Origin of the sequence: Nocardia sp. NBC_01730 (assembly GCF_035920445.1) — a bacterium.
In the GTDB taxonomy this organism is placed as follows: Bacteria; Actinomycetota; Actinomycetes; order Mycobacteriales; family Mycobacteriaceae; genus Nocardia.
Genome location: NZ_CP109162.1, coordinates 85,615 through 106,210 on the forward strand (window position 1 = coordinate 85,615; position 20,596 = coordinate 106,210).

Annotated in this window: 18 protein-coding genes, 1 tRNA gene and 5 pseudogenes; 11 read left to right on the forward strand and 13 right to left on the reverse strand. The window is 65.1% G+C overall.

Annotation, left to right across the window (positions count from 1 at the left end; genetic code table 11):
• Positions 1-44: 44 nt before the first annotated feature.
• Positions 45-992: a TIGR03564 family F420-dependent LLM class oxidoreductase gene (locus OHB12_RS00385; protein ID WP_327115056.1), complete on the reverse strand. Its 948-nt coding sequence runs from the start codon at positions 990-992 to the stop codon at positions 45-47.
• Positions 993-1,055: 63 nt separating this feature from the next.
• Here OHB12_RS00385 and OHB12_RS00390 point away from each other — a divergent pair, with 63 nt between their 5' ends.
• Positions 1,056-1,688 carry a TetR family transcriptional regulator gene (locus OHB12_RS00390; RefSeq protein ID WP_327115058.1) on the forward strand — a complete coding sequence of 211 codons (633 nt, stop codon included), beginning with the start codon at positions 1,056-1,058 and terminating at the stop codon, positions 1,686-1,688.
• Between the two features lie 38 nt (positions 1,689-1,726).
• Here the strand turns inward: OHB12_RS00390 and OHB12_RS00395 are convergent.
• Positions 1,727-2,014, reverse strand: a pseudogene (locus tag OHB12_RS00395) (single-stranded DNA-binding protein); the annotation flags it as partial.
• A 456-nt stretch (positions 2,015-2,470) separates the two neighbouring features.
• On the opposite strand from OHB12_RS00395, the gene OHB12_RS00400 reads away from it, so the two are divergent.
• The 6 genes from OHB12_RS00400 to OHB12_RS00425 all read left to right on the forward strand — a co-directional run bounded on the left by OHB12_RS00400 (position 2,471) and on the right by OHB12_RS00425 (position 8,881).
• A complete protein-coding gene (locus tag OHB12_RS00400) occupies positions 2,471-3,439 on the forward strand; it encodes an amidohydrolase family protein (protein ID WP_327115060.1) in 969 nt (322 codons plus the stop codon).
• A 3-nt stretch (positions 3,440-3,442) separates the two neighbouring features.
• Entirely contained in the window at positions 3,443-4,027 is a 585-nt protein-coding gene (locus tag OHB12_RS00405; RefSeq protein ID WP_327115062.1) for an acyl-CoA-like ligand-binding transcription factor, read from the forward strand.
• 124 nt (positions 4,028-4,151) lie between these two features.
• Positions 4,152-4,364 carry a hypothetical protein gene (locus OHB12_RS00410; RefSeq protein ID WP_327115064.1) on the forward strand — a complete coding sequence of 71 codons (213 nt, stop codon included), beginning with the start codon at positions 4,152-4,154 and terminating at the stop codon, positions 4,362-4,364.
• A 51-nt stretch (positions 4,365-4,415) separates the two neighbouring features.
• A complete protein-coding gene (locus tag OHB12_RS00415) occupies positions 4,416-5,672 on the forward strand; it encodes a tyrosine-type recombinase/integrase (protein WP_327113380.1) in 1,257 nt (418 codons plus the stop codon).
• On the forward strand, positions 5,669-8,149 hold the full coding sequence (locus tag OHB12_RS00420; RefSeq protein WP_327113382.1) for a site-specific integrase: 2,481 nt from the start codon (positions 5,669-5,671) through the stop codon (positions 8,147-8,149). Before OHB12_RS00415 ends, OHB12_RS00420 begins: the two co-directional genes overlap by 4 nt.
• An 81-nt stretch (positions 8,150-8,230) precedes the next feature.
• Entirely contained in the window at positions 8,231-8,881 is a 651-nt protein-coding gene (locus OHB12_RS00425; RefSeq protein ID WP_327113384.1) for a class I SAM-dependent methyltransferase, read from the forward strand.
• A 258-nt stretch (positions 8,882-9,139) separates the two neighbouring features.
• Here OHB12_RS00425 and OHB12_RS00430 read toward each other — a convergent pair.
• Positions 9,140-9,601, reverse strand: a pseudogene (locus OHB12_RS00430) (hypothetical protein); the annotation flags it as partial.
• A gap of 337 nt (positions 9,602-9,938) precedes the next feature.
• On the opposite strand from OHB12_RS00430, the gene OHB12_RS00435 reads away from it, so the two are divergent.
• On the forward strand, positions 9,939-10,190 hold the full coding sequence (locus OHB12_RS00435; RefSeq protein ID WP_327115068.1) for a hypothetical protein: 252 nt from the start codon (positions 9,939-9,941) through the stop codon (positions 10,188-10,190).
• Between the two features lie 441 nt (positions 10,191-10,631).
• Here the strand turns inward: OHB12_RS00435 and OHB12_RS00440 are convergent, their stop codons facing one another.
• Genes OHB12_RS00440 through OHB12_RS00450 form a run of 3 tightly spaced genes read right to left on the reverse strand, consistent with a single transcriptional unit; the run spans position 10,632 to position 12,229 of the window.
• Positions 10,632-11,000 carry a hypothetical protein gene (locus OHB12_RS00440; protein ID WP_327115070.1) on the reverse strand — a complete coding sequence of 123 codons (369 nt, stop codon included), beginning with the start codon at positions 10,998-11,000 and terminating at the stop codon, positions 10,632-10,634.
• Entirely contained in the window at positions 10,997-11,938 is a 942-nt protein-coding gene (locus tag OHB12_RS00445) for a tyrosine-type recombinase/integrase (RefSeq protein ID WP_327115072.1), read from the reverse strand. The genes OHB12_RS00440 and OHB12_RS00445 overlap by 4 nt, the downstream gene beginning before the upstream one ends.
• A 27-nt stretch (positions 11,939-11,965) precedes the next feature.
• Positions 11,966-12,229: a hypothetical protein gene (locus OHB12_RS00450; protein ID WP_327115074.1), complete on the reverse strand. Its 264-nt coding sequence runs from the start codon at positions 12,227-12,229 to the stop codon at positions 11,966-11,968.
• Positions 12,230-12,495: 266 nt separating this feature from the next.
• On the opposite strand from OHB12_RS00450, the pseudogene OHB12_RS00455 reads away from it, so the two are divergent.
• Positions 12,496-12,950, forward strand: a pseudogene (locus tag OHB12_RS00455) (IS5 family transposase); the annotation flags it as partial.
• 68 nt (positions 12,951-13,018) lie between these two features.
• Here OHB12_RS00455 and OHB12_RS00460 read toward each other — a convergent pair.
• Both OHB12_RS00460 and OHB12_RS00465 read right to left on the reverse strand, forming a co-directional pair.
• Positions 13,019-13,726 (reverse strand): putative nucleotide-diphospho-sugar transferase, encoded by a 708-nt coding sequence (locus tag OHB12_RS00460; RefSeq protein ID WP_327115076.1) that lies wholly within the window; start codon positions 13,724-13,726, stop codon positions 13,019-13,021.
• A 456-nt stretch (positions 13,727-14,182) separates the two neighbouring features.
• Positions 14,183-14,608 (reverse strand): annotated as a pseudogene (locus tag OHB12_RS00465) (transposase); the annotation flags it as partial.
• A 130-nt stretch (positions 14,609-14,738) separates the two neighbouring features.
• On the opposite strand from OHB12_RS00465, the gene OHB12_RS00470 reads away from it, so the two are divergent.
• Together OHB12_RS00470 and OHB12_RS00475 are read left to right on the forward strand one after the other, a co-directional pair.
• Positions 14,739-15,437 (forward strand): hypothetical protein, encoded by a 699-nt coding sequence (locus OHB12_RS00470; RefSeq protein WP_327115078.1) that lies wholly within the window; start codon positions 14,739-14,741, stop codon positions 15,435-15,437.
• Entirely contained in the window at positions 15,428-15,814 is a 387-nt protein-coding gene (locus tag OHB12_RS00475) for a tyrosine-type recombinase/integrase (RefSeq protein ID WP_327115080.1), read from the forward strand. Before OHB12_RS00470 ends, OHB12_RS00475 begins: the two co-directional genes overlap by 10 nt.
• 42 nt (positions 15,815-15,856) lie before the next feature.
• Here the strand turns inward: OHB12_RS00475 and OHB12_RS00480 are convergent.
• From OHB12_RS00480 to OHB12_RS00500, 5 genes and pseudogenes are all read right to left on the reverse strand, one after another.
• Positions 15,857-15,933: transfer RNA gene (locus OHB12_RS00480), tRNA-Pro, on the reverse strand.
• Positions 15,934-16,277: 344 nt separating this feature from the next.
• Positions 16,278-16,952: a YbhB/YbcL family Raf kinase inhibitor-like protein gene (locus tag OHB12_RS00485; RefSeq protein WP_327115082.1), complete on the reverse strand. Its 675-nt coding sequence runs from the start codon at positions 16,950-16,952 to the stop codon at positions 16,278-16,280.
• 508 nt (positions 16,953-17,460) lie between these two features.
• Positions 17,461-18,669, reverse strand: coding sequence for an L-talarate/galactarate dehydratase (locus OHB12_RS00490; RefSeq protein ID WP_327115084.1), 1,209 nt, complete (start codon positions 18,667-18,669; stop codon positions 17,461-17,463).
• Positions 18,670-18,736: 67 nt separating this feature from the next.
• Complete coding sequence (locus tag OHB12_RS00495; RefSeq protein WP_327115086.1) at positions 18,737-20,341, reverse strand: aldehyde dehydrogenase (NADP(+)); 1,605 nt, start codon at positions 20,339-20,341, stop codon at positions 18,737-18,739.
• Positions 20,342-20,482: pseudogene (locus OHB12_RS00500) on the reverse strand (5-dehydro-4-deoxyglucarate dehydratase); the annotation flags it as partial.
• Positions 20,483-20,596: the final 114 nt, after the last annotated feature.

Below are 20,596 nucleotides of genomic sequence, written 5' to 3' on the forward strand. Positions count from 1 at the left end.
GTATCCGCACACGCCAGCCTGGTTGCCCCGGTCGCTGCTCGTCTTCAGTTGTGTCCGGTTCTGCTCAGTTCGCCGAGCAACGCCCAGGTTCGCTCCTCGTCGCGTGCCGATCCCAGGGCGGTAAGTGCGAAGATCAGCTCGTCGGCGCCGGCCTCGGCATAGCGAGCTACTGCGTCGGCCATGGTCTGCTCGTCGCCGATCACGGCCAGTTCCGCCGGGTCGGATATGTTTTCCCGGTCCAGCAGCGCCCGATATGCCGGCATCTCGCCGTATCTGTCCATCTGTTGCGCCGCGCGGTCGCGTGCGCCTGCCACGTCGGCGGTGACTACGCCACCCACCATGCCGATCACCCGGGGCGTCGGTCGACCGGCTGCCGCGGCGTGTCGGGCCAGTGTGGGGATTGTGAAGTCCGCCAGCGTGTTCGGGCCGGTGAGCAAAGGGAGGGCGCCGTCAGTGAGCTCGGCCGCGACCCGCAGGGTCAGCGGGCCGGAGGTGGCCAGCAATATTGGCACCGGCGAGTGGAGTGTCGGCATCATGCTGCGTGCCGGAGACCTGGCCACCAGTGTCTCGTCGGCGTGGTCGACTGCGCCGGCGTGGAGCAGCTCGTGCAGGGCGGTGAGGTATTCGCGTAGGTATCGGATGCGTGGGTGGGTGTTGCCATAGCCTGCAGCGATCTCTGGCAAGGACAAGCCGAGGCCGAGTTCGAATCGGCCTCCGCTGGCCGCCTGTGCTGTTTGCGCCTGCATGGCCAGCGCGTTGGGGTGGCGTGGGTGGACGGGCACGACAGCAGTGCCGACCGTGATGTCGGGCAGCTCGCGTCCGATCAGCGCGGCGACGGCCAGAGCGTCGTAGTCGAACCGCTGGGTCAGCCAGACCGCGGGCACGCCGAGTTCGGCCAGCTTGCGGGCCTGGTCGAGCAGGTAGTCGACGGGGTTCACACCGGGGGTGAGCTGTTCGTAGTAGTCGGTGGGCAGGGCAACGCCGATTCGCATATCGACAAATGTACACCAAGTATACTTATCTACCAGGTTTACATTTCCGCTATGCTGCTCGACATGACACCCGAGTTGGGCCTGCGTGAGCGCAAGAAGCGGCATACCCGCGCAGCCATCTCCGATGCCGCCATCCGGTTGTTCCTGGCCGACGGGTTCGACGCGGTGTCGGTGGTGGAGATCGCAGCTGCCGCGGAGGTGTCCAAGCGCACCCTGTTCAAGTACTTCCCCTCCAAGGAGGACCTGGTCGTGCACCGGTTCGCCGACCACGTCGACGAGGCGGCCCGTGTGGTGCGGGACCGGGCGCGCGGGCAGGCGCCGCTGGCCGCGCTGCACGCCGCGTTTCGCGCCGGCCTGGACAACCACGAACCCAGCACAGGCCTGTGTGACGTGCCCGAGGTGCTGGCCTGCTACCGGTTGGTGCTGGACACCCCGACACTGACCGCGCGGCTCGCCCAGTTCCTCACCAGCGGCGAGGTGGCACTCGCCGAGGCACTCGGCCCGCCGGGGGAGTTGGACGCGCGGCTGGCAGCCAGCGCGGTCATCGCGGTGCAGCGCAACCTCAGCGAGGCCAACTGGCGCGCACTGGCCACCGGCCACACCGCCGCGCAACGGCATCCGGTCGCGGTTACCGAGGCAGAGCGCGCCTTCGACCTGCTGGCCAGCGGTATCGGCGATCGGTTCCAGGTTGCTTGACCTTGGCCGAACGCTCGGCCGGAGCGATCCCGAGAGTGTCAGAACGGCGGCTCGCCATCGCCGCGGTTGCCGCCGAAGGTACCCGCGGCAGCGCCATCGAACGCAGTCTCCCCGACAGCGGCAAAACCCCACGGATCGTCACTGGTGATACTGCTACCGAAGCCATTATTACCGCTTCCGCCGCCGTTGCTGTTGACCCGGTTGACCTTCGCGGTCGCGAACGCCAACGAGGCACCAACGTCGTTCGCCTGAACCTCGACCACAGTGCGCTTCTCGCCCTGCTGGGTTTCATACGAGCGCTGCACCAGCCGCCCCACAACCACGACTGAGCGGTTCGGCAGCGGCCGGTGGCCGTTGAACCACCCGAAAGACCCCAGTCTCCTCGACCGTGGCTTGGTCGGGTGTGGGGAGTGCCCAGCAGACGGTGGTGGGGCCTGCAGGGGCGGTGGGTGTTCCGGGGCCGCCGGGTGGGATCGCTGTCAGGCGACCGCAGCGCAGCGGAGGCTTGTCCCGCCCGTGTGGCCCGGGTTCATCGGCGCGGACCCTATCGCGGTCTGCCGCCCTGAGGGCCAGATCGACTCCCACTCCAACCATGCATCGGCTTCTGCGCTGGCTCGTGCAGATGCTTCGGATGCGTGGCTGTATCAGGGACCCATGCTGCGACTGGACGGGGCCTGGTTCGGTTCACAGAGATCGGCGTTCCTACGGACCCTATGGCGCGAACCGGCAGGAATGTGACAGTATGCATTCAAATGAATGTTGACTGTCATATTGGAGGTTCGATGCGCACGATCGCGCTCGAGGAGCATTTCGCAACCCCCGCGTTCCTGTCCGGGCCAGGGCATGCGATGGCTGAGCAGGCGCGGGCGGCCGGCGGCGGCCGGATCATCGACATGCTGGGTGATCTCGGTGAGGGTCGGATCGCGGCGATGGATCGGGCTGGAATTGATGTGCAGGTGCTGTCGTTGACCGCGCCCGGGGTCGAGCAGATGGAACCGAGCGATGCCGTTGTGATGGCCAGGGACACCAACGACTACCTGGCCGAGGCTGTTCGTCGGTATCCCGATCGGTTCGCCGCGTTCGCCACCGTGGCGGCCGCCGCGCCGGAAACGGCCGCCGAGGAGTTGGAACGGGTGGTGCGTGCATACGGGTTCAAGGGGGTGTTGATCAACGGCCATACCCGCGGTCGCTATCTGGACGACGAGTTCTTCTGGCCTATCCTGGAACGGGCCGAGGCACTGGGTGTGCCGATCTATCTGCACCCGACACCACCGCCGCGGGAGGTGATCGAGGCATCTTATGTCGGAAACTACCCCTCCGAGGTGGCCGATGTCCTCGCGACCAGTGCGTGGGGTTGGCATATCGAGACCGCGACCCACATGCTCCGCATCGTGCTCAGCGGGGCCTTAGACCGCTATCCCGGATTACAGTTCGTGGTCGGTCACATGGGCGAAGGGCTCTCGTTCATGATGCCGCGATTCGAGCAGATCATGTCCCACGTCGTGAAGCTGGAACGTCCGGTCGGCGCCTACTTCTCGGACAATCTGCACTACACGTTCGCCGCGTTCAACTGGACGCCCACGTTCCTCAACCTGCTCCTGCAGGTCGGCGCCGACCGCATCCTGTTCGCGACCGATCACCCGTACGGCTCGATGGAAAACGCGCGGTCCTTCCTGGATCGACTTCCCGTCAGCCGCTCCGACAGCGAACGCATCGCGCACGGCAATGCCGAACGCCTGCTGGGGATGTAACCGATGAGCGGACTGCGGGAGAGGAAGAAAGCGCAGACCCGTCTGGCGATTCAGTACCACGCGTTGCGACTGTTCCGGAAACACGGGTACGAGAACACGACGGTCAGGCAGATCGCCGACGCCGCGGAGGTATCCGAGAGCACCTTCTTCCGTTACTTTCCCACCAAGGAAGAAGTTGTTCTCTGGGATGATCTGGATCTCTCGTTCGCCGCGCGGTTCCGGGCGCAGCCGACCGCGCTGGACTCGTTCGAGGCTATGCGAACGGCCATGCGCGACACCTTCACCGAGCTACCCACGGCGCAACGGCAACATCTGCAGGAGAGAGTCGGACTGATGATGTCCGTACCGCCGCTACGCGCATCACTGCTGGACCAGCTCATCGGCGCAACCCGCGTGATGTCGGATCTGGTGACCCAGCGGTCAGGCACCGGCTCAGCGGATCCGGCAGTGTGCGCGGTTGTCGGCGCCATCATCGGTGCGGGATTCTCGGCTGTCATCGCGGCCCAAGACAATCCCGGTGCCGACTTCACCGAACTACTCGATGAAACACTGGGACACCTCGCCACCGTCGCCTCGGCACCCCGCTGACCGGCCAGCCGCCCGCGACCACGGCTCGGGGCCGACCACATGGAACCCATGTATACGAACCGGCATTGGCGGATGTGTTCGGATCTCAGCCGTCGGGTGTCGAGATGACCGGGGCTGGGCTGGGGTGGGTGAGGAGTTCGAGCAGGTTGTCTCGTTTGGCCTCGATGTGGGTGAGGGTGGTTTGCAGTTGGTCGATGTCGCCGAGCCATTGTTGGGTGCGGGTGGTGTCGATGCGTTTGGTGATGTCGGCTTGGATCTCCTCCAGACGTGGCAGTTGGGCTGGCTCGATCTGCTGGAAGGGGCAGCGCAGGCCCTATTGACTGAACTAACCCCATGATCGGGGCAGGTCGGGGCCACTGCGGTCGGGCTCGGTGGGTAGCTTGCCCGCGTGATCGAATCCGAGGAGAACACCCGCGATCTCGCGGGTCTGGTGGTGCCCCGGTCTGGTCGGTTGATAGCCACCGGCGAGGAGTCCGAGCCGTATCGGCTGCTGGACAGCCGCGGGGCGGTGGTCGCCCCGGTGGAGGTATTCCTGCGAGAGTTGCTGGCAGCGGGACGGGCGGCGCCGACGCTGCGCTCATATGGCATGGATCTGTTGCGGTGGTGGCGGTTTCTACAGGCCATCGATGTTGGCTGGGACCGCGCAACTCGGGTCGAGGCCCGCGATTTCAGTTGCTGGATCCAGCTGACGGTGAAGCAGCGCCGTCGGGTCGATCGTTCCGATGGGGCTGGTTGGGCAAAGCATAGGGCAGCAGAAGTCAATTCAGTCAGCGGTAAGCCCGCTCCAGGAGACGGATACGCCCCGGCGACCGTGGCGCATTCGGAGACTGTGCTGCGGACTTTCTACGATTTTCACCGCGATGCCGGAAGTGGGCCGATTCTGAATCCGTTCCCGCTGGATCCGTCGCGGCGGTCCCGTCGGGCGCATGCGCATCGCAATCCGATGGATGGGTGGCCGCGCGAGCGAGTGGGGCGTTATCGGCCGAAGGTTCGGCATCGGATTCCTCGCGCGATTCCTGATCACCGGTTCAACGAGTTGTTCGCGGCGCTGGGGTCGCATCGGGACCGCGCGTTGGTGGCGTTCTGGATCTCGACGGGGGTGCGAGCGTCGGAGCTGCTGGGGCTTCGGCATTGCGACGTCGACCCGGGCCAGCAACTGATCACCGTAGTGCGCAAGGGAACTCGCGCTTGCCAGCAGGTGCCGGCGTCGGCGGATGCGTTCGTTTGGCTGCGGTTGTATCAGGAACAACTACACGGCCAGGTCCCCCAAGGTCGGATCCAGCCGGTGTGGTGGACGCTTCGGCGGCCTCGGCGGCCGTTGAAATATCACGCGGCGCACCGGATGTTCGAGCGCGCCAACGCAGTCCTCGGCTCGGACTGGACCTTGCACGATCTCAGGCATTCGGCCGCGGCCAGAATGGCCCGCGACCCGCAGCTGACGTTGAGCGACGTGCAGCTGGTCATGGGACATGCGCACCTGTCCACCACCGAAATCTACCTGACCCCGAACAGCGACGAGGTGATCGCCGGAGTCCTGGCCCATCATGCCCGCACCGCCGAACAGCGCGACAAACCGGCGCCACCACCACCGGCGCCCGGTTACGACCCGCAGACGTTGAGCGTGTTGTTCGGAAGGAACCTGTGAACTCCATCGTCAAGCACAGCACCCGCAAACCCCTGACCGCCGCTGCGTCGGTAGCCGCCGAGCAGCGGCTGCGCAATGGTCAGCTGCGCACCGAATTTCCGCCACGATCGATCGAGGGATGGTGGCCGCACACGGCAGCCACGACCGAGCAGGTGCAACAGCGGTTGACGGCCCCACCGTTCGCCCCTACAGCGAAAACCACTCGGGGCGGGCGACGACGCGGGGTGGCCAAGATACTGCGCTGGCTGTCGTCGTTCCCAGGTGAGACCTGGCAGGAGCGTTGGCAGGTCAGCGGCGCCGAGGAGCATCCGGGAGCAGGATGGATCGAGCTGCCGATGGCGTGGCTGGCAGCACACGGCGGAACCACCTCCTACGACTCGACCGATCTGACGTCCGGGCTGCTCATGCTGATCTGCGGAGATGTGCTCCGCCCCGGCATGGGTTGGATGCTTACCCGCACGCACCGATATCTCACGACGATGATGGCGCAGGTCAGGGATCCGAACGGGTTCGCCCGGCTGGCAGAACTGGCCGCCGCTGAACCGGCCAGTTCCCGGGCTGACGCGAAGATCTCGGCGACTCGCATCGCCGTGATCCTTGCCTGCAAAGGCGGGACCATCGCTGACATCGTCGTCGGTGACTGCGCGGAACTGGTCGACACCATGCGCCGAGTCCAGACCCGCGGCGGACAGAAGAAAGTCGACTTCTATCTCCGGTTGCGCGCTATGGGCATCTTCGGCGGACACTCGCCGCACAGCATCCGCGCGTTCGGGTTGGCCGGTGGACGGCTGACGATCGAGCAACTGGTCGACCGCTACCGCATCCAATGCCGACCGATCCGAGACCTGCTCATCGACTACCTGCGTGAACGACAGCCGTCTCTGGACTTCTCCAGCCTCGACACGGTCTCGAGGACGCTGGCCGGCCTGTTCTGGGCCCGCATCGAGGCACTGTCCCCCGGCATCGACACTCTGCAGATCCCGACGGAGGTGATGCGCGATTGGAAAGACGGTCTCGGCACCGTCGAACGCACCACCATCAGCAGCACTGGCGAGCGGATCAAAGTGCCGGTGCCGCGGCTGAGCCTGAAAGACGAACTAATCCGGGTGCGGGCCCTCTACCTCGACATCGCGCACTGGGCTGTCGAGGACCCCGCTCGTTGGGGGCCGTGGGTCGCGCCCTGCCCGATCACCAGCGCCGAAATTCAGAAGGCCAAGGAACGCAACCACCGCAAAGCCCGCATGGACCAGCGTACCCGCGAACGGCTGCCCGTCTTGCCTGCCCTCGTGGCCACCGTCAACGACCGGCGTCTCGCAACGGCTGGGCTCCTGGCTGCAGCACAAGCGGCACAACCCGGAGCGATCATCGACGGAACAGGCGGGAAACTTCGAAACGCCATAGTTCCCAAAGCGATCGGGCGATTCATCTGGGCTGAGGAAGTCACGACTGGTAAACGGCGCAACCTGTCCTATGAAGAAGAGGAAGCGTTCTGGGCGTTCGCGACCATCGAGGTCCTGCGCCTGACCGGCATCCGCTGCGAGGAACTACTCGAACTGTCTCACCACAGCATCACCGAATACCGGCTGCCTAGCACAGGCGAACTCGTCCCGCTGCTGCAGATTGCACCCTCGAAAACCGACACTGAGCGCCTCCTGCTGGTCAGCCCCGAACTGGCCGACATTCTCAGCACCATCGTCCAACGCTTACGCAACCCGGACGGCTCCATCCCGCTGGTCGTCTCCTACGACGTCAGGGAGAGAATCTGGAACCCGCCCATGCCGGTGCTGTTCCAGCGCGGGATCGGCAACGAACGCCGCGCCTTCACCCCAACCGCGATCCGGAAACTGCTCATCAACGCGCTCGCCGCGACCGACCTCACCGACCCCAACGGCGACCCGCTGATCTTCAGCCCTCACGATTTCCGGCGGATCTTCGTCACCGACGCCATCATGAACGGCCTGCCACCGCACATCGCACAGGTCATTTGCGGGCACAAAAGCATCGATACAACCATGGGCTACAAGGCCGTCTACCCTGCGGAAACCATTGAGGCACACCGAGCCTTCATCGCACGGCGCCGGTCGGTTCGGCCCGGCGAAGAATACCGCACGCCGACCAACGAAGAGTGGGATGCGTTCCTGTCTCACTTCGAGAAGCGGAAAGTGTCGGTCGGGACATGCGCGCGGGCATTTTCGACGCCCTGCATTCATGAGCACGCATGCGTCCGATGTTCACTCCTGAGACCGGACCCGGCCCAACGAGCCAGGCTCGAAGAGATCCGCGACAACCTCGAAGCCCGCATCGTCGAGGCCAGACGCGAGGGCTGGCTCGGCGAAATCGAGGGCCTGCAGGTCAGCTACAGCGGCGTCAACGACAAACTCGCCCAGATCGACGCCACGCTCCAGCGAACCACAGCAGGGACCGAACTCGGCATCCCCGGATTCGATGCCACTTTCGGAAGGACTGCTGCCCCATAGAAATTAGCTCAGATGCTCCTCAATCCGGCCGCCGCAGCGTCGGTCAATGGCGATTGATGGTTACGGACTACCCTGCCGGTGATGAGCGCAGACGACTGGTTGACCGATACCCGAATCTCCTACGACACTGTCGCGCTGAGCTATGCCGACCAGGTGCGCGATGCCTTGGCTGGACACCCATACCTCCGTGCAGCTCTGGCATTGTTCGCGGACAGCGTGCGGGCCGCTGGCGGCGGGCTCGTAGCCGATGTCGGGTGCGGTCCCGGACACGTTACCGCCTACTTACACGAGCTGGGTGTTGATGCCTTCGGTGTCGATCTCTCCCCTGGGATGATCGAGGCAGCTCGGCGTGACCACCCTGGACTGCGGTTCGAGGTGGGTTCTATGACGGAGCTGGACTTCCCGGCAGCCTCGATGGCCGGCATGCTGGCTTGGCAGTCGTTGATCCACGTCCCCGACGACGAGGTCCCGGCCGTGCTGAGGCACTTTCATCGAGTACTGCGTCCCGGCGGACCACTGCAATTACTGTTCCACGTCGGCACCGAGTCGCAGTTGAAGACCCAAGGCTATGGCGGTCACCCGATGAATGTCCATGTCCACCGTCGGCAGCCGGACCTCATGACGACCTGGCTGCGTGATGCCGGATTCAAGGTCGAGGCTCACATGCTGCTCGCCCCGGAAGAGAAAGCTTCGCAAGCAATACTTTTCGCACGTCACCAGCCTTACCAGTAGTTCAGAGAAGCAGGCGTGCTCGTGGATACAGGGTGTGCCATAGGGGCGGACGCAGCTGCCGAGCTCGATGCGGCGCCGACCGAAATGCTCTGCGAAATCGGCGAGTTCGGCGGCGGTGGGTGCGCGGTATTCCTCGGTGGGCCGTTCGGCTCGCCTGCGTTGGATGAATTGCTGGTAGCGAGCGAACACTTCGTGGGGATAGATCGCGGTGTAGCTCATGGTGGTATTGAGGTCTTGGTGTCCGAGCAGTTGGGCCGCGATGTGGACGGGCAGGCCGTTGTTGACCGCGTCGGTGGTGAAAAGACGTCGGAAGTCGTGCGGAGTGATCTGCGCGGCGAGTCCGGCGCGTTCGACGGCGTGGCCGAGGTATTCGCGCAGTGTGCCGGAGTTGAAGGTGCGCGGGCGTCCGGCCAGCCGGTATGAAACAGGTAAGGCATCGGCTGGCTCCAGGAGCGTTCGTGCTCGTCGCGGCAGCTGACCAACGCGATCGCGCCATCGTCGCCGGCGACGCGCGCGATGACCTTCGCCAGCACGGAGGCGAGCTCGGGGCCTGCCGGGATGACACGCTCGGTGTCGGTCTTGGACGGCGCGATCTGCAGCAGCGGCACGATGGTGCCGTTGGGTTGACGGTAGGGCTGGATCGAGTGGTGGGGCAGCTCGAGCAGCTCCTCGATGCGGATGCCGGTGTGGCGCAGCACCTCGACCGTCGCCCAGGACCAGAACGCGTCGTGCTCAGCCGATTCCGGGTAGATGGTCGCGCCGTTGTCGGTCTGCAGCCGCGGGCGACTGCTGGAGCCGTAAGCGGTAGATGGCCGCGTGTAGGTGCACACCCGTGGACCTCGAACTGTTCGCCGGGTGCGCTGGCGCGGGCTAGGCGCAGTAATTCTGTTGCGGCGTCGTAATGCTGGCGGACGAGTGTCGGCAACACGGGCGCGAGTTCGCGGATGCGGGCATGGATGCGTGCGGTTTCCGAGCGGCGTTCCCGCGGCAGGACCCGGGCGTCTCGGCGGGTCACTGGTGACGGCGTGGCCCACCGCTGCGGCTCGTCGGTGGCCCAGTGGTTGATGTCGAGGTAGAAGCATCGCACCGCCAGAACTATCTCACCGGGTCTCTTGCGGAGCGTGCCGTCCGGCGACGTCATCAGCCGTTGTTTCCATGCTTCGATCTGGGCTCGGGTCAGGTGGTGGGTGTCGATGCCGGGATGGTGGGCTTCGATATCACCCCAGAACAATCGGCAAAGCCGATGGGCGAGTTGAGTGAACGACGTGTAGTCCATGTCCGGACGCCGCTCGATCAGATATTCGGTTAGCAGCCAACGCATCGACGCGCTGGCGATCTGATACTGGGCGACGATCTCGACCGGCGTGCGCGGCTTTATGGTGAGCAACGCCTGGAACTCGGCGGGCCCGTCACTGAACAGGCCGATTGCCCGACCACAGTGGTAGGCCGTGGCGCAGGAGACCGTGTTGTTCGTGCCTTTGGCCTCGATGACCGCGGCGCGATAGTCCAGCAGATCACCATAGGTCAACTCCGGCAGCGGTTTCCCGGTGCGGATCGACATGCGGCAGAAGTCGATCAATGTGGTGCCGGTCTTTTCGGCCTTGCGGCCCAGGCTGTGGGAGGCCGCCGCGAGTTGGGTGAACAGCTCGGGTGTCGTGCTCCTCGCGCCAAGTTGACCAGAGCCGTTTGGTCCACACGCTCAGCAGGAACGCATAGCTCGGTCGGATCGCGCCGCAACACACCATCGCACTCAGCGCGGCGCTGAACTGGTTGCGCTGGTGGTGATTCGACGCGAAATCGTCGAGCCAGCCGCCTCCGTCGGCGTGCCGGTGGCCAGCCACCGGGCCTGGTCGGTGTCCCCGGGGAACTGATCGACCCAGTCGAACCAGTCGTGCAGCACCGGTGTGTAGTAGTTGACCGGATTCAGGCGGGCCAGGCTCGCGGGCAGCCGGACGGCGAGTATGCCCAGAGATTGATCGAACAGGCGCCTGCGGTGGGCTGGAGTGATCGGGTGCTCGTAGAACGGGTGAGCGGGAACGAGGTGACCGCCCGTGGATCCGGCGGTGGTCTTGACCGCTCTTCCGGGAGCGCGGGCGTGGGTGGCGGTGGAGTCGGTCATGCCAGCCCCGGGAACAGCACAGCCATCGCGGCCGGGTCGTATGAAGGATCGGGAGCTGGCTCGGCCGGTGCCGGGCGAGCGTAGTGCTCGCGCATCTTGCGGACCAGATTATCGATGCGTGCCCGTGCGTGGATTTGGGTGCTTGCGAGGGATCGGTGCCGCATCAATCGTTGGATGTCGGTGATCAGCAGGTTCGGGTCGTCCATGAGCCGCATCGCGTAGGTGTGTCGCAGGTCGTGGAATGTCACGTTCGCACCGAGCCGCTCGTTGGCGCGGTTGAGTACCTGACGCAATGCCCAATACGTCGAAGGACGCGTCGGGCGCCGGATCGTCCACCACAGCCCGGTGACCCCCTCGGAACCTAGATGCTCAGTCTCGGCCAGATAGGTCGCCAACCACAAGAACGCGTCCGGCGGCGCGGGAACCCATTCCAGCTCACGATGGCCTTTGCCTTCGAGCGCGACCAGCTGGCGGCCGATGTCGATGTCCTCCAACCGCATTCGCAACAACTCATCCGCCCGCGGACCCGAGCTCACCGCGATCGACACGATCGCCCGATTCCGATTGCTCGGCAGAGCCGCGAAGAAATCGTCGAACACCGCATCCGGCAACGCCCGGGGTGCTTTGGTGCGGGCGCGCTGCCGATATGGAGCCCGCCCATTCGGCGGCGCCGGCTCGATCGGGCTGCGATGAGACCCCGCCCGATCCATATCGTGACTACGTTGCAGGGGAACAGGATTGACCACCGGACCGAACCCGGTCAGCAGGTGATAGTCATAGAACATCTTCACCGCCGACAGCGAGTGATTGATCGTCGAGGCCGCATAGCCTTCCGGAAACGTCCGCTTACCAGTCACCGGATTCACCGACCCGGCCAGACTGCCGTCGCGGCGACGAGCCCGCCGCTGCCGATTCTTCGCGACCCGCGACCACAACACGAAGTCCCGAACATCATGTCGCGCAGCCTAATTCCGCGTCACCTCCACTGCGGCGAGGAACCGGAACCAACGCAGCAAGCTCAACAAATACGACCGACAGGTGGTCGCGGGGTAGTCGCACGCTACGAGGTGGCGGACGAACTGGCACATATGCTCATCAACGCGGCCATCGACATCAACCAAGCGGGCAGGCTCCAGCGGATCAGCGGTGACTACCACCGAGCCAACCTGCGCCACCACAAGCGAGTGCACATCCCGGCTCTCGGCCAGGGTCCAACGATCAACAGACACGAGCGGACAACCTGCCACACCCGGCCGGGAGCCGAATTGCTCGGCCCCCGACATAATTCATCCGACCAAGGTCAGTTAGTGCAGTCAACAGAACCCGTGACTGTGATTACAGTGTCTCCAGACACGTTGTGCTCCTTTATATTTAGACCGTGTCTCGCATAGATGTGATTTGACTCCAGTGCGTCGGCTCTGGTTGTGCTGCATGATGTTCGATCGAGGTGGACGCGCTGTCGAAACATCTTGTACCGGACGAGCGTTGGGAACTGATGGAGCGGTTCCTGCCGGAGTTTGCTTCGCGTACCCAGGGAGGAGGCCGGGCGCCGGTGAACCAGCGGGCGGTGCTCACGGCGGTGGTGTACGTGCTGACCAGTGGATGTGCGTGGCGGATGTTGCCGCCGCCGTTCGGCATCACGGTACCGACGGCGCATAGACGGTTCACCGTATGGACCAAGGCCCTGAGTATGGCGACGACTACACCGTGCCGTGCTCGACGAGCTCGGCAGCCAGGGCTTGATCGACTGGTCGCGGGCGGTGATCGACGCAGCAAGTGGCAGGGCGAAAAATAGGGGGCGATATGACCGGGCCGAGCCCGGTGGATCGCGGCAAACCCGGCTCCAAGCTGCACGTGTTGCCGGACCGGGCGGGAATCCCTCTGGCCGTGGGCATTTCGTCCGCCAGCACCAACGATGGCGAGGAGCTGCGCCCGCTCGTGCGGGCAATCCGGAGAGTCCGGATGACCCCGACCCTGCGCTGGAGCCAGGAGCGGATCGCGTCAGCTCCGGACGTGGATCAGGGGCGTCTAGTGCGAAGGGACTGCACGGAGGCCTTGACCATCTCCATCTGCTCGAGCTTCAGCTCGAGGCTGGACCTGCCGTCGCGCGGGACCGTGCAGTTTGCATGATGGAGCATGACCGAGGCGAATTCCGGCCGCTGCGGCATCAATTCCTGATTGCTGAATGCCCAGATCTCGCGAGGGAAGACGTCCCAGGACAACCCCTCTCGGGGGCTGGCGTGCAGCAGCGTGTTCATCACCATCTGTTCGTCAAGGTGCTCCGCAGAATCGGCGGATTCGACGAGTGCGTCATACACCTCACTCCAGAGCTCGAGCACTCCGGGCCCCGGCCTCATGGCGATAAACCCAGTGTTCACCCGCCGCGCCCCACCCCACTCGCTCTGAAACACGATGTCATGCTCGCGCATGGCGCTCCGGACGGTCTCGTCGCATGGAGCAAAGAACTGGATATCCACGTCGCTCAAGATGAAGAGGTCTGTCTCGCGGGGCAGTATCTCGCGCACGAGGCCTTCGATTTTGTGCCGGATCAGAGCCTTGAATTCGGTTGTTCCAAAGTTCCCGCCCTCCCTACCAAGCTCGGGCAGAATGTGCGGAACCACCCGCCAGGGGTCTTGCAGGCTCTTGATGAAGTAGTTCTCAAAGAGGATCTTGTGATAATCGTTGACGAACACGTGGACATTGATGGCGGCATCGTGGGTCCTCATTCGCATTCCTTCCTGGTCGGGCGCGACAGGTTACTTCGAGTTGTATCCGGCGACGCCCATGAACGCCCACGGATCGCCGTAACCGCGAGGAAGGGAAGCGTACCATCGCCATCGGCACAAAACGCAGCGAAAGCTCTTCCACCAGCGGTATTAATCCCACTGCTCGGGCCTATTCGGGAACTCGTGGAGATGATTCGTGCCAACCGCGAGAGCAGCGACGCAAATGCGGAGTCGACTCTGCTACAGCTGTGGGATCGGGCGATGCAGGATCCGGACGCCCTAACCCAGATATTTCGTGCGGCTGAGATGCTGGCCTGATCGGGTTCGGGTTGGTGTTTTGCGGCCGTTCCGGCCGCAAAATGGTGTGACGGTGTGGCCCGTTCAGCGGGTTGGCTGCCGGGTTCCAGGGGCCCGGGAGTGGTTGCCCTTTCGGTCTTCGGGGTGGGTTTACGCTGGTCAGCCTGGTTGCAGGCGGGCCAGGGCGGTGAGGATCAGGTCGGTGTGAGGCCAGTGGGCGGAGAATCGGAGGTAGGTTCTGCGGGCGTGGCGTGCGATGCGGGCCGCGGCGGAGAACAGGCGCATGCGCAGCCGTTTGGGTTCCCAGCGGCGCGCTTCGTGATCAGCAAGCGCGAGCATCTGCATACAGGCGGTGAGTTCTGTTGCCAGGCAGACGATCTCGATCCAGATCCGATTCTGGTCGAAGCCTTGCAGCGGCAGGTTGGTCAGCCCGGTGTCCTTCGCGGTGCGGATGCGGTCTTCACAGCGGGCGCGGCGGCGGTGGCGCAGCTCCAGGTCCGGGAGCTGACCGGTGCGGGCGTTGGTGGCGAACGCGGTCAACCGCAGACCGTCGCGGTCGGTGGACCGCAGTTGCGCGCCGGGGTGCAACAGGCGATTACGGCGTCCTGTGGGCGTGCGTCTTTCGTCGGATATCGAGGAACGCTCAGACTACGGTCGGCGGCCGTTCAAGGCGCGGGTGCGGTGGACCGAACCGGGTACGAAGAAGCGGCCTTCGGTGTCGATGCCGTTCGAGACCCGTGAGGAAGCCGAAGCGTGGATAGCGCGTCTGGAACGCAAAGCCGCGCAGGGGATCGACCCGAAGACTGCGACGATGCGGTTGGTCGAGTACGGCGATGCGAATATGGACTTGGCGCTGCGCGGCTTGGAGAAGAAGACCACCGATCCCTATATGGCGGGTTGGCGCAAACGGGTGGTGCCGACGCTGGGGCATCTGCCGGTGGCGATGTTGACCAATGGCGCAGTGGACCGAGCGGTGGTCGGCTGGATCAGCGACGGTGCCGGGAAATCGACGGTCAAGAACAGTCTCGCGGTCTTGGTTCGGGTGATGGAACAAGCTGTGCGCGAGGATATTCGGCAATCGAACCCGGCTCGGGTGCGTGGCTGGCAGAAGCTGTATCAGCAGATCGAAGACGAACTCGACGACCCGCGATCGCTGGCACTGTCCGACTGGTCGGCGTTGGTCACCCTCGCCGATGCCCTGGTGAAACGTTCGGCGGATCGCTATCAGGGCTGGGGCGATGTGGTGATCTTCGCCGCGTGCACAGCCTCGCGCATCGGCGAGGTATCCGGCTGCCGGGTCGGTGACATCGACACCAAGACATGGACGTGGGAAGTACGTTGGCAGACAACACCCTCACCGGGCGGTATGGCCGATAAGGGCACCAAGGGCAACGGGCTCGGTACGTGCCGCTGATCGAAGAAGTTCGGCAACTGGTCACACAGCGCCTCGACATCGTCGGCCGCGACAACCCGGGCGCGCGATTGTTTCGGGGTCCGCGTGGCGGACGGATCGCTACGGGTGTGTTGCGCGATGCGACCCACTGGGACGAGGTCGTCACGAAGCTCGGTTACGAGCACCTGCGGCGGCACGATCTCCGGCATACCGGACTCACCTGGATGGCCGATGCCGGGGTGAGCCTGCACGTGCTTCAGAAGATCGCCGGGCACGCCGATAGCCGAACCACGGAGCGGTACCTGCACCCGGACCGCCGGGAGATCACCGGGGCTGGTGACAAGCTCTCTGAGCACTTGCGGTCCCGTTCTGGTCCCGCTCTGCGTGTAGTCGGATGATGAAGAAAGCCCCTCCGGTGCTGGTCGGAGGGGCTTTCTTGATGGTCGGGCTGACAGGATTTGAACCTGCGACCACTTGACCCCCAGTCAAGTGCGCTACCAAACTGCGCCACAGCCCGATTGCGTCCGTCGTGCGGGCGCTCGAAGAGATTACCGCACGATCCTGCGAGGGAGCTAATCGCCTAGTCAGGGCGTGGTGGGGAGGGGTGAGCGGCGAGGGCGCCCGGTCGCGGATGCAGTGCGGGAGAGGCGAATCGTGGTGAACGTCCTCTCGCCGAGTATGCGGGGCCGGGCGCGGCGCCGAGTTCGGGCGTGCGGGCAGGTCCGCCGAGCTTCTACGCCCGGTATACCCGGGCATGCGGCGTTCGGATGACTTAGCATCATCGGTCTCCGGATTCCGTCCTCGGCTACTCCTGTGGGTCACGAGGAACACGGCGTCGTGGATCGGGGCACACCGGGTGGGTCAGCGACGGAACAGTCCTACGAGGGTGCCGGTTGCTAGAACATGGTTGGAGAGCACGTTGCGGACCTCGTCGCCCGTCGCTGCCTCGCGGCATCCCAGTCGTCGGTCGATCGCGTAGAGCCGGAAGAAGTATCTGTGCGGGTCGTCCCCGACCGGTGGGCGCGGGCCGCTCCACCCAACCTCGCCGAAGTCGTTTCGGCTGGCGACAGCTCCCGGGGGTGTTGCGTCCGCGCTGACTCCGGTCGCGGTCGGCGCCATGCCCGTGAGTACCCAGTGGGTGAACAGCCCGGTCGGGGCGTCCGGGTCCTCGCAGAGCAGGACGATTTCCTCGGTGCCACTGGGGATTCCGCTCCAGTCGAGCGGTGGAGCGATATTCTCGCCGTCGTAGGAGTGACGCTTCGGGATGAGGGTGCGGTCGCTGAAGGCGGTGCTGTGCAGTTCGATCGGACTTCCGGATTTCGCGGTGGGCGATTCGCCGGGCGCAGGGTCGCCCCGGCTGGGGTCATGGGTGCCCGCGGCGCGCTCGGGGTCGCCCGCCGCGGACGGCGGGTGTCGCTGCTGTAGGTCTTCGTTCCCGCCTCGGTGGGCGGGCTGATCGGGCACCCCAGTGTCGTCGTCCTCCGTGCGCAGGCGGGTTCGGCGCACGTCGTCGCGGTGGCTGCCAGGATCTGGCATGATTGCTCCTGTCGATCGCGGTGTGGACATTTCCTTTCGCCGCTCCGAGGGGTGGGATTCGGCGGCTGTCCCGGTCACCTGACGGAGCGTCGTCTTCGAGCATTGCCGCGCGGGCTGCGGCCAAACCAGCGGGTTCCGCCGCGTCTGCAGGTTGGTCAGCGCGGGAGCCCGAGCGGCCGCAGCTACTGACCGGACTGGTGGCGTCGTCCGACACGATCGGCGAACTCGACAAGTGTGAATGTCGGGATCGATCCGGCTGGTCGCCTTGCCGCCGTGGAAGCCAGGCCCCGCAGTTGGTCGCGCCGAGCTCGGAGGCTATTTCGCCAGGTTTGTAGATCCGTCGGGACTTTCTGGCCTGCGGTGACCGAGATGACTGCGCGACGACGTCGAAGAGTCGCGACTTGCTGTCCGGATTCGGCCGCCGTCATCTGCCGCGTCCATCGGAGGCCGCTTGCGGAACTGGCAGACCGGCTCTCCGGACTCCCCACCGATCGGCGGACCCAATGTTCTAGCCGTGGAACTCGGCCGTCGCAACGGTCCAGGCGCGGGCTTGGTCGCTGAGGGTGAAGCCGAGTCCTGGACGGTTGGACACGTGCATGCGTCCGTCGCGGGTCTCGAGGTGTTCGTCGAACAGCGGGTCGAGCCAGTCGAAGTGCTCGACCCATGCTTCGAGCGGGTAGGCGGCGGCCAGGTGCAGATGGATTTCCATCGCGAAGTGCGGAGCGAGCTGGAGGTGGTTGTGCTTGGCGAGTGCCGCGAGCTCGATGAACTGGGTGAACCCGCCGATGCGGGGTGCGTCGGGCTGGATGATGTCGACCGAGCCCGCCTCGATCAGCCGGACATGCTCGCCGACGCTGGCCAGCATCTCCCCGGTCGCGATCGAGGTGTCGAGGCTGCGGGCGAGTTGGGCGTGTCCTTCGGCGTCGTAGGCGTCGAGGGGTTCTTCGATCCAGACGAGGTTGAACTCCTCGAAGATCCGGCCCATCCGCTGTGCGGTGGGGCGATCCCATTGCTGGTTGGCGTCGATCATCAGTGGCACGTTGTCACCGAGATGCTCGCGAACCGCGGTCACTCTGGCGATGTCGAGTTTCCAGTCGGGCTGACCGACTTTGAGTTTGATGCCGCCGATGCCCTCTGCGAGCGAACGTGCGGCGTTTTCGATGACCTGTTCGATCGGGGTGTGCAGAAATCCGCCGGAGGTGTTGTAGGTCTTGACCGAGTCGCGGTGGGAGCCGAGCAATTTCGCCATCGGCAGACCGGCACGCTTGGCTTTGAGATCCCAGAGTGCGATATCCATGGCGGCGATGGCTTGTGTGGCGACCCCGCTGCGGCCCACCGAGGCGCCTGCCCACTGGAGTTTGGTCCAGATTTTGCCGATATCGCTGGGATCCTCGCCGATCAGGACGGGCGCGATCTCGTTGGCGTGGGCGAACTGTGCGGGCCCACCGGCGCGTTTGGAGTAGCTGAATCCGATGCCTTCGTGGCCGCCGTCGGTGTGGATCTCGGCGAAAAGGAACACCACCTCGGTCATCGGTTTCTGGCGGCCGGCAAGCACTTTCGCATCGCTGATCGGGTTCGAGAGCGGGAGCACGATCGAGGACAGCTTCACATGGGCGATCCGGTCGATCGTTGCCGCGCCCGCCGCCACTGCCTTCAGTGCTGCGTCGGGTGCCGACAGCGCGCTGGTCGGCTTTGTCGAGAGGGTCGAGGAGGGCATGGTGTGCTCCTGGTTGGTCGGCGTCGATGCCGCGCGATGGCACGAGGGCGCTTGCGGGGGCATGAGACTAGTCGGTTCTGCGCAGCGAGCCGTCGACTCGGCGCCAGATTCCGAGAGGGTTGTCGGTGCGGAGCTCGACGGGCAGCAGTTCTTCGGGAACGTTCTGGTAGGCGACCGGCCGAAGGAAGCGTTCGATGGCGCGACTTCCCACCGAGGTGGTCGCCGGCGCCGATGTGGCGGGGAACGGGCCGCCGTGGATCACCGCATGGCCGACCTCTACGCCGGTCGGCCAACCGTTGAACAGCACTCGGCCCGCGAGCAATTCGAGCTTGTCGACGAGCGGCCGCGCCACCGGGTAGTCGGACGGTGCGGCGTGCACGGTCGCGGTCAACTGACCTTCCAAGTGATCGACTATCCGCGAGAGCAGCGCCGCGTCATCGACTCGCACAATCACCGAAGCCGGTCCGAACATTTCGTCCTGCAAGCCCTGATCGTCCAGGAAGCGGTCGGCGGTCGTGACGAACAGTTGCGCGATGCCTCGGTAGGCAAGGGAATCGTCGTCTGAGCCGCGGGCAGCAATGGTGACATTGGTGTCGTCGGTTCGGCGATCGACGCCCTTCGCGAATGACGCAGCGAGGCCGGGGGAGAGCATCGTAGCGGCCGCGGTAGCGGTAACGGCGTCGGTGGCGGCGCGGATGAAGTCGTCCGCACCCGGGCCGTCGACGAGGAACAGCAGTCCCGGACTGGTGCACAGCTGCCCGACGCCGGTGTTCATCGATGCGATGTACGCCACGCCGAGTTCGCTGCCATGCTCGGCGAGCGATCCCGGCAGCACGAAGACCGGATTGATGCTCGACATCTCCGCATAGACCGGGATCGGAACCGGCCGGGCTGCCGCGGCCGACAGCAACGCGAGCCCACCTTGCCGGGAACCGGTGAAGCCGACGGCACGAACCCGCGGGTCGGTGACCAGGGCGGTGCCGACTTCGTTTCCGGGCCCATGGATCAGGGAGAATGTTCCTTCAGGAAGCCCGTGGGTGCGGACAGCGTTGCGGACTGCGCGGCCGACCAGCTCGGAAGTGCCCGGGTGGGCAGGGTGTGCTTTGACGATCACCGGTGCTCCGGCGGCCAGAGCAGAGGCTGTGTCGCCGCCGGCGACGGAGAACGCGAGTGGAAAATTACTGGCCGCGAACACGGCGACCGGTCCGAGCGGAACTTCGCGTTGACGCAGGTCGGGCTTCGGCACGGGCGTGCGGCCGGGGTCGGCGGTGTCCAGGCGTGCACGGATCCAACCACCCTCGCGCACCACATCGGCAAACATCCGCAATTGTCCTGTAGTGCGGGCGGTTTCACCCTGGACGCGGCCGATTGGAATCCCGGTTTCGGCGTGTACCCGCTCGGTCAATACCGAACCGAGTGCTTCGATTTCCTCGGCGATGGAGTCGAGAAACGCGGCTCGCCGGTCGAGGTCGGTGTGCCGGTAGGTGGCGAACGCCTCCCATGCGAGCGCGGCGGCGCGGTCGACGTCGGCGGCGGTGGCCTGATGGTAGACGGGCTCGAGGGTGGCTCCCTGTGTCGGATCGGTCGCTTGAAACGCTGCGCCGGTGGCGATGACGTCGTCGCCGCCGATGAGATTGGCGCCGGTGATCTCGACGGTCGGTGTGATGGTCATTCAGCTCACCTTCTTCACGAGATCGGCCAGTTCGGCGAGTTCGACATCCTCGAGGTCGGTCAAGGGGGACCGGACCGGGCCGGCATCGCGGCCGATGACTTTCATACCGCCTTTGATGATGCTGACCGCGTAGCCCTCCTTGGGACCGACTGCTACCAGCGCTGTATCCGGACTGATCCGTCATTGCCGCGTGCTGCGGATAGACCTGTGCGGCAACCAGCTGATCAATTCCTATTCGGTATCGTATGATCCGAA